The sequence below is a fragment of the Sphingomonas sp. GW821-FHT03E12 genome, from assembly GCF_059420685.1.
Genome location: NZ_JBWKUF010000006.1, coordinates 217,772 through 225,035, shown reverse-complemented (window position 1 = coordinate 225,035; position 7,264 = coordinate 217,772). Strand labels below are relative to the sequence as shown.

Annotated in this window: 8 protein-coding genes; 4 read left to right on the top strand and 4 right to left on the bottom strand. The window is 66.4% G+C overall.

Features of this window, described 5'->3' with window-relative positions; translation table 11 throughout:
• Positions 1-128: 128 nt before the first annotated feature.
• Complete coding sequence (locus tag AC07TU_RS19000; RefSeq protein WP_495189499.1) at positions 129-635, top strand: O-acetyl-ADP-ribose deacetylase; 507 nt, start codon at positions 129-131, stop codon at positions 633-635.
• Between the two features lie 58 nt (positions 636-693).
• On the opposite strand, the gene AC07TU_RS18995 is transcribed toward AC07TU_RS19000, so the two are convergent.
• Positions 694-2,292: a peptide MFS transporter gene (locus AC07TU_RS18995; protein ID WP_495189498.1), complete on the bottom strand. Its 1,599-nt coding sequence runs from the start codon at positions 2,290-2,292 to the stop codon at positions 694-696.
• A 194-nt stretch (positions 2,293-2,486) separates the two neighbouring features.
• Between AC07TU_RS18995 and AC07TU_RS18990 the strand changes: the two genes are divergently transcribed.
• Both AC07TU_RS18990 and AC07TU_RS18985 read left to right on the top strand, forming a co-directional pair.
• Positions 2,487-3,086: a nitroreductase family protein gene (locus tag AC07TU_RS18990; protein WP_495189497.1), complete on the top strand. Its 600-nt coding sequence runs from the start codon at positions 2,487-2,489 to the stop codon at positions 3,084-3,086.
• A 64-nt stretch (positions 3,087-3,150) separates the two neighbouring features.
• A complete protein-coding gene (locus AC07TU_RS18985) occupies positions 3,151-3,507 on the top strand; it encodes a GntR family transcriptional regulator (protein WP_495189496.1) in 357 nt (118 codons plus the stop codon).
• 3 nt (positions 3,508-3,510) lie between these two features.
• On the opposite strand, the gene AC07TU_RS18980 is transcribed toward AC07TU_RS18985, so the two are convergent.
• From AC07TU_RS18980 to AC07TU_RS18970, 3 genes are all read right to left on the bottom strand, one after another.
• The gene (locus AC07TU_RS18980; protein WP_495189495.1) at positions 3,511-3,936 is read right to left on the bottom strand and encodes a VOC family protein; all 426 of its coding nucleotides are present in this window, start codon (positions 3,934-3,936) and stop codon (positions 3,511-3,513) included.
• A 110-nt stretch (positions 3,937-4,046) separates the two neighbouring features.
• Entirely contained in the window at positions 4,047-4,550 is a 504-nt protein-coding gene (locus tag AC07TU_RS18975) for a hypothetical protein (protein WP_495189494.1), read from the bottom strand.
• Positions 4,547-6,253, bottom strand: a complete 1,707-nt coding sequence (locus tag AC07TU_RS18970; RefSeq protein WP_495189493.1) for an acyl-CoA dehydrogenase family protein — start codon at positions 6,251-6,253, stop codon at positions 4,547-4,549. The genes AC07TU_RS18975 and AC07TU_RS18970 overlap by 4 nt, the downstream gene beginning before the upstream one ends.
• 45 nt (positions 6,254-6,298) lie before the next feature.
• Here AC07TU_RS18970 and AC07TU_RS18965 point away from each other — a divergent pair, with 45 nt between their 5' ends.
• Entirely contained in the window at positions 6,299-7,249 is a 951-nt protein-coding gene (locus AC07TU_RS18965) for an L-threonylcarbamoyladenylate synthase (RefSeq protein ID WP_495189492.1), read from the top strand.
• Positions 7,250-7,264 lie beyond the last annotated feature (15 nt).

Sequence of the window (7,264 nt, the reverse complement as noted above, 5' to 3'; positions counted from 1 at the left end):
ACCCGCTCCGGCAAGATCATGCGCCGCATCCTGCGCAAGATCGCCGAAGGCGACACCTCCTCCCTCGGCGATACCTCCACCCTCGCCGACCCCGCAGTCGTCGACGACCTCGTCGCCAACAGAGTGGGGTGAACCTTCGGGTTCTTGAAGGGGACATCACCCGGCTTGAGGTTGATGCCATCGTCAACGCCGCCAACAGCTCCTTGCTGGGTGGCGGCGGGGTCGATGGCGCGATCCATCGCGCGGCGGGGCCGGGACTATTGGAGGAGTGCCGCAAGCTTCGCGCGCTCGGTGGCTGCAAGACCGGTGATGCCAAGCTGACCCGGGGATATAATCTGCCCGCGCGGCATATCATCCACACCGTCGGCCCGGTCTGGCAGGGCGGGGAGAAGGGCGAGCCTGATCTCCTCGCCAGCTGCTATCGCCGCTGTTTCGAGATCGTGCGCGCGAACGCTATCCGCAGCATCGCCTTCCCGGCGATCAGCTGCGGCGTCTATCGCTATCCGGTCGATCAGGCGGTCGCGATCGCGGTGCGTGAGAGCCGCGTGGCGATTGCGGCTGATCCCGGCCTTGACGTGACCTTGGTGGCGTTCGGCGCCGGTATGCGCCGCATCTACGAAGAGGCGCTGGCCTGAAGACATGAAAAAGGGCGCGGGGAGTGATCCCCGCGCCCTTTTTTCGTTCGCCCGGCGATCAGGCCGGCTTGGTCTCGAGATCCGGACGCGTGCCTGCGCCCTGGTTCTCGGCCAGCTCGGCCTCGCCTGCCAGCGCCTCGTCCTTGAGCGTGTCGAGGTGCATCAGCTTCTTGATCAGCGGCGAGATGACCAGCACCGCGACGCCGAAGCCGATCGCGACCCAGCCCACCGTCGAATAGACGTCGAGCACCACAGCCTTGCCCGCGCCTGCGCCCGATGCGGCTTCCGAACCGGTCGCCGCGGCGATCAGGCCGGCGGCGAAGTTGCCGGTCGCCGAGGCGAAGAACCAGGTGCCCATGATCAGCGACGCCATGTGCGCCGGGGCCAGGCGGTTCATCGCGCTGAGGCCGACCGGCGACAGGCAGAGCTCGCCGGTGGTGTGCAGCAGATAGATGAGGAAGATGAAGATGACCGGGGTCAGGTTCTCCATCCCGGCCGCCTGAGCGCCCCAGACCAGGACGAGGAAGCCGAGGCCCAACTGCAGCATCGCGAGGCCGAACTTGGCTGGCGCCGACGGTTCCAGCTTGCGGCGGCCGAGCAGCGTCCATGCCGCGGCGAACAGCGGCGCGAGCAGCACGATGTACATCGCGTTGACCGACTGGAACATCGACGCGGGCACGTCCCAGCCCAGCAGGTTGCGATCGACATGGCGGTCGGTGAACAGGTTGAGCGACGACCCGGCCTGTTCGAACAGCGCCCAGAACAGGATCGAGCCGAGGATCAGGAACATCGCCGCGAAGATGCGGTCGCGATCTTCCGCAGGCAGCTTGACCACCGCGGTCAGCAGCACATAGCCGACCAGGAGGATGCCCGCGACCAGCAGCAGCCAGCCGACCACCGCCTGATACTGGATGAGCTGCCAGATGCCGACTACGGCGACGATGCCGACGAGGTAGAGCAGCCATTCGAGCTTGATGCCGACCACAGGCTGCTTGAGCGCGGCGGGGTCGGGTGCTTCGCCCTTGCCCATCAGCAGCGGCTTGCCCAGCACGAACACGATCAGGCCGAGCAGCATGCCCACGCCCGCCGCGCCGAAGCCGTAGCTCCAGCCATAGGTCTGGCCGAGATAGCCGCACGCCAGCGAGCCGAGGAACGCGCCGAGGTTAATGCCCATGTAGAAGATGGTGTAGGCGCCGTCGCGGCGCACATCGGTGCGCGGATAGAGCTGGCCCACGATCACCGAGATATTGGCTTTCAGGAAGCCCGAGCCGACGATGATGAAGCTCAAGGCCAGCCAGAAGATGCTGAGCGAGGCCGGATCCTGCCCGCCAGTGCCTTCAAAGCCCATCAGGAAATGGCCGAAGGTCAGCAGCACCGCGCCGTAGAGCACCGCCTTGCGTTGTCCCAGATAGCGGTCGGCGAGATAGCCGCCGAGCACCGGGGTGATGTAGACCAGCGCCGTATAGGCGCCGTAGATCACGCCCGACTTCTCATCCGAGAACAACCAGTGCTGCGTCAGATAGAAGATCAGCAGCGCGCGCATGCCGTAGTAGGAGAAGCGCTCCCACATCTCGGCGAAGAAGAGGATGAAAAGCCCGGCCGGATGGCCGAGGAAAGTTCGCTCGCCGCTTGGTGCGGCCGCGGGTGAGTGCGCCATCGGCACCTAGCTCCCTGACAGTTTTCTGAACCCATGTGGGTGGTGGCAGAGAGACTAGCGGCGAAACCCCGCAGATTGAAGCATGATTGTTACAAGGGAAACCGGGGTTGGAATCGCGCAGGAATTATCTGGCCCATTGCGAATCATTCGCAATGGGCCTTTGCGGCGCGCGGCGAAGGCGCTAACGGGCCGGCATGACCTTCAACGACCGCTCCACGCCGCTCTCTTTGCTTGCCACCCGCCGCTCCGCCAAGGCGCGCGACCTGATCGCACCGGGACCGGATGCCGGCGAGCTCGACCGGATTCTCCAGATCGCCGCGCGCACGCCGGACCACGGCAAGCTGGCTCCGTGGCGTTTCGTCGTGGTGCCCGCGGATCAGCGCGATGCGCTCGCCGCCGCGATCGTCGATGCCTATCGCGCCGAGAAGCCCGGGGCGGGGCGCCTGGAGATCGAGGCGATGGACCAGTTCGCGCGGCAGGCGCCGGCTTTGGTCGTCGTGCTCGCTTCACCCAAGGTCGAAAGCCATATCCCGCTTTGGGAACAGGAATTGTCGGTCGGCGCCGCGACGATGAACCTCAAACATGCCGTCCATGCGATGGGTTTCGCCGCCTGCTGGCTCACCGGCTGGGCAGCATTCAGCGACCGGGTGCGCGACCTGTTCGGCACGGCGCCCGAGCGAATCGCCGGCTTTGTGTTCATCGGCACGCCGGGCAAGCCGCTCGAGGAACGCCCCCGGCCGGACATGACGAAAACCGTGTCGATCTGGAACGGCGCCGTAGCATGCGGCGCCTGAAGCGGTATCGGACGAAACCTTCTTAGGAGTGGAACTTTCCGCTCCCATGCTGTATTAAGGCAGCATGACAGCGCTAGAGCATGAAGACAGCCCGGTTTATCTGAAGCTGCGTGCCAGCATCGCGACGGCGATCCTGCGCGGCGAATACCGGGCAGGGGACCAGTTGCCGTCGGTGCGCGCGCTCGCCGCCGAACACGGCGCCAACCCGCTGACCGTGGCCAAGGCCTATCAGAGTTTCCAGGACGACGGCTATGTCGAGGTGCGCCGCGGCGTCGGCATGTTCGTGCTGCCCGGTGCGGTCGAACGGCTCAAGGTCGCCGAGCGCGATCGCTTCCTGTCCAGCTACTGGCCCAAGGTGCGCGAGCATATCGCACTGCTCGGCCTCAATGCGCACGAATTGCTCGATCGCGAGATCGCCTGAACGTCAGACTGTGGTCTGAAAGCAGAGGCAATATCCGTCCGGATCGCTCAGCCAGAGCTGCCGCATGCCATAGGGCGCATCGCGCGGCGGTTGGATAGTAACGCCGGCATCGCGCAGATAGGCGTAGACCGCATCCGGGTCCGGGCAGCTGAAATAGAGGCCGGTATCGCCATGCATCGCCTGCCGGACCGGATCGCGTTCGGGCGGGCGCTCGCCCTCGTCATAGGCGGTGTTGAACATCAGGTGCGCACTGCCGCGGCGCAACCATGCCCAGTGGAAATAGCGGCCCTGCGGCGAATCGATCTCGGGCGAATGCTCGACAATCTCGAACCCCAGGAGGTCGCGATAGAAGGCGATCGCCTCGGGCATGTCGTGGACCTGGATCAGCGGCGTCATGTGATCGAGCTGAAGCGTCATATCGATCTCCATCAATTCTGGCTGAGAAGCCCCCGCCGGAGACGAATTTAGCACATCCGCCGTGGTCATTGCGTGCCTTCAACTCAATGCCCCGGGCGGCAACTGGCCGGGGCATCGGCGGTTCAGCGCCGATAGTCGGGCCTGCTGCCGTGCGCTGCAGCATCGCGCCAGCCGTCGTTCATCCGGTGCCGGCCGAGACCAACCGTATCGAACGCGTCGCTGCCGCCGCGCGCGGCGACCCCGAGCAGCGACAGAATCTGGTTGATCGGTCCGCCCCGATCGTTCTCCGGGCCCCATGCGACATGCCCGCCGGTGAACAATATGGCCCCCTGGCCGCCCTCTCCGCCGAAATACTGCGTCTCGACATAGGCGATCGATCCCAGGTCCGATTGCGCCGAGCACCACTGAATGAGCTCGGGCGTCAGATAGTCGAACGCCTCCCCGTCATCGGCATCGTCTGGCCGGTCGGCGTGGACCGCGCCGACCAGCGGGCCGAGGTTGCTCTGGTCCAGTGGCAGAAATCCCAGCCCTTCGTGCAATTCCGCCGGGGGGTTGAGTGCATGCGACGCCGCGATCTGCTCAAGCACCGCGCGCGCGGCGATGATGCCCGAGATCCAGTGCGTCACGCCGCGAAGGTCTCCGCATCCACTACGTAGAGCACCTCAGCGCTTGCCAGCGCCGCGGCCTTCAGTCCCATCGCCTCGGGCACGATCTGCTCGACATGGAAGCGCGCTGCGGCCTGCTTCATCGCGAGGAAGGCGGGGTCGCCCTCGGCGCCTGCCGCGATGCCACCCTGCTTCTCCATCAGCCAGCCGCATACTGCGACCGACAGCATCGTCAGGAATGGGTAGGAGCCTGCGAGACGGTCGTCGACCTCGCTTGCCAGCATGTGGCGGCCGACCTCTTCGCATGCGTCGATCAGCGCGATCAGGCCTGCATCCCCGGCCTCGCCGCGCATCTGTGCGGTCAGCGCGAACAACGTGCCGCCATTGTCCATGCTGAGCTTGCGGCCGACCAGATCGGCGGCCTGAATACCGTTGGTGCCTTCATAGATCGGGGTGATGCGCGCGTCGCGGAAATGCTGGGCGGCGCCGGTCTCCTCGATATAGCCCATGCCGCCATGGACCTGGACGCCAAGGCTGGCGACCTCGTTGCCGATGTCGGTGCCGTGCGCCTTGGCGAGCGGGGTGAGCAACTCGAGCCGCGCCTTCGCTGCTGCATCGCCCGCGTTCGCGCGATCGACCTGGCTCGCGGCGAGATAGACCAAAGCGCGCGCCGCCATCGTCTGCGCCTTCATGCGCAGCAGCATGCGGCGGACGTCGGGATGCTCGATGATTGCCACCGGTTCGCGCCCATGGCCCGCACGGGCGGACTGGACGCGCTCGCGGGCATAACCCACCGCGCGCTGGGTCGCGCGCTCGGCGACCTGCACGCCCTGCAGCCCGACATTGAGCCGCGCATTGTTCATCATCGTGAACATCGCGCGCATGCCGCCCAATTCCGGTCCGATCAGCTCGCCGACGCAATCGCCATTGTCGCCGAAGGAGAGGACACAGGTGGGGGAGGCGTGAAGCCCCATCTTGTGCTCGATCGAGACGACGCGGACATCGTTGAACTCGCTGGGGTTTCCATCTGCATCCAGCCGGTACTTCGGAACCAGGAACAGCGAGATGCCCTTGGTCCCCGGCGGTGCGTCGGGGGTGCGGGCAAGGACGAGGTGGACGATATTGTCCGCCATGTCGTGATCGCCGAAGCTGATGAAGATCTTGGTCCCGGTGATCGACCATTTGCCGTCGGCACGCGGCGTGGCGCGGCTCTTGAGCGCGCCGACATCGCTGCCCGCCTGTGGTTCGGTCAGGTTCATCGTGCCGGTCCATTCGCCAGTGGCGAGCCTGGGCAGCCACAGGTCCTGCTGTTGGGGCGTGCCGTGATGGACGAGCGATTCGATCGCGCCGACATTGAGCGTCGGGCACAGCGCAAAACCGGTGTTGGCGGTGCCCAGCGTCTCCAGTACCGCGGTCGCCAGCGTGAAGGGCAAGCCCTGGCCGCCAAAGGCTTCGGGCGAACCGATCGTGCCCCAGCCGCCCTCGACATAGGCCTTGTATGCCTCCGGATAGCCCGCGGGCATCTTCACACCCTCGGGCGTCCATTTGGCGCCGACAGTATCGCCCGCGCGGTCGAGCGGCGCCCATTCGCCGGCGGCAAAGGCGCCCGCGCCCTCCAGCACTGCATCGACAAGATCGGGGGTGGCGGCCTCGGACAGGTCCGAAATGCCGGCGACATGCTCAAGCACGAAACGCTGTTCTGCGGTGGCGGGGGTGAAGCTCATCGGTCCTCTCTTGCCGTCATTTTTGCGTCGCTATAGCCAGAGGGCATGTCCGTTCCAAATCCGCCTGTCGAGACCCTTACCTTACCCTACGGCGAGGCGGCGGTTGCGCGCGCCGCCGGGGTGATCGATGGGGGGGGATGCGTCGCGGTGCCGACCGAAACCGTCTATGGGCTCGCCGCCGATGCCACGAATCGCGATGCGGTGGCGGGAATCTACGCGGCCAAGGGCCGCCCGTCGTTCAACCCGCTGATCGTCCATGTTGCGGACCGGCAGGCGGCAGAGAAGATCGCGCTGTTCGATCGCGACGCCCGCGCGCTCGCCGATGCCTTCTGGCCGGGGCCGCTCACGCTCGTGCTGCCGCTGCGTCCAGAGGCCGAGATTGCGGGGATCGTGACGGCGGGGCTCGATACGGTCGCGATCCGCGTACCGCAGCATCGCGCGATGCAGGCGCTGCTCGCGGCCACCGGCAAGCCACTGGCCGCGCCTTCGGCCAATGCCAGCGGCACGATCAGCCCGACGCGCGCCGCGCATGTCGCCACGAGCCTGCATGGCCGCATCCCGCTGATCATCGACGATGGCCCCACCAGCGGCGGCATCGAATCGACCATCGTTGCGCTCGGCGGCAATCCGCGCCTGCTCCGCCCCGGCCCGATTCCGGCCGAGGCGATCGAGCGTGAGATTGGGCGCTGGCTTGCGGGCGGGAGCGAAGCGATCGAGGCGCCCGGACAGCTCGCCAGCCACTATGCGCCGGCCAAGCCCGTGCGGCTCGACGCGACCGAACGCTGCGCCGACGAATGGCTGATCGGGTTCGGTGCGGTCGCGGGCAACGACACGCTCTCCGCCTCCGGAAACCTGATCGAGGCGGCAGCGAATCTGTTCGATGCGCTTCACCGCGCGGACGATTCGGATTGCGCCGCGATCGCCGTTGCCCCCGTGCCGGACGAAGGGATCGGCATTGCGATCAACGATCGCCTCCGCCGCGCTGCGCACCGGTAAGGTCACGAATCTAGG